The sequence below is a fragment of the Oleiphilus sp. HI0061 genome (assembly GCF_001635675.1).
On sequence record NZ_LWFE01001673.1, the window covers coordinates 1 to 1,177 of the forward strand.

General features: G+C 44.7%; 2 protein-coding genes. Both read left to right on the plus strand.

Annotated elements, in window-relative coordinates; genetic code table 11:
• A partial coding sequence (locus tag A3735_RS32180) for an outer membrane lipoprotein carrier protein LolA (protein WP_369820562.1) occupies nt 1–182 on the plus strand: 182 nt, incomplete at its 5' end.
• Between the two features lie 11 nt (nt 183–193).
• On the plus strand, nt 194–1,177 hold a 984-nt coding region (locus A3735_RS25885; protein WP_068638911.1), incomplete at its 3' end, for a replication-associated recombination protein A.

Genomic DNA, 1,177 nt, shown 5'->3' on the forward strand with positions numbered 1-1,177 from the left:
TGAAGTTACGTTTCTCTGGTTCGAATGTGAGCGAACTCCGGATCACAGATGCTTTAGGGCAAGAAAGTACAATGAGCTTTATTCAGTCGCAAGTTAATTTAGAGCTGCCAAGTAATACCTTTACGCCTGAATTACCAGAAGGTACTGACATTATTAGAGATGTCCAAATACCCGGCTCATAGGTAGATAGAAAATGTCTTTATTCGATGACGCGCCGCTTTTTAGTGAATCCCAGAAAGAATCTACAAGCAAACGCTATGCGCCTTTAGCTGCGCGTGTAAGACCTGCAGACCTGTCAGAGTATGTTGGTCAAAGTCACCTGGTAGGGCCTTCTCGTCCATTAAGGCAAGCCATAGATAAACAAGCTCTTCATTCTATGATCTTATGGGGGCCGCCTGGCGTCGGCAAGACTACTTTTGCGAATCTATTAGCTGAGCACTTCGATGCCAACTTCTTGCCCTTATCTGCAGTATTGAGTGGTGTGAAAGATATCCGTTCGGCGATTGAACAGGCAAAGATGTATCGTCAACAAACGGGTAGGGACACAATACTTTTCGTAGATGAAGTCCACCGCTTTAATAAGTCCCAGCAAGATGCTTTTTTACCCTTTGTTGAAGATGGCACTGTTATCTTTATCGGCGCGACAACCGAAAACCCCTCGTTTGAATTGAATAATGCATTACTTTCACGTGCAAGGGTTTATGTATTAAAAAAGTTGGACTCGCACGAAACCGCTTTGGTTATAAGCAACGCTTTAGCGCATCGAAATGGCTTCCCCGATATTGACGTGAAAATAGACGAATCGCTAGTCGATATTTTGGCAAAGGTTGCAGATGGTGACGCTCGCAAGGCCTTAAACTTTCTTGAACTAGCAGTTGATCTGGCGGATAGAGATGCTAAGCGGTGCGTCGTTAGTAAAGAGAATATTGAAGAGGTTATCCAAAGTTCGCTTAAGCGCTTCGATAAAGGCGGAGACATCTTCTACGAACAAATATCTGCTCTGCATAAATCTGTTAGAGGTTCTGATCCCGACGCCGCGCTATATTGGTTTGTCCGTATGATTGATGCCGGTTGTGACCCTCTATATATAGCCAGGCGCGTAGTTAGGATGGCGAGTGAGGATATTGGTAATGCAGACCCCCGAGCGTTAACACTTGCTTTAAATGCCTGGGATGTT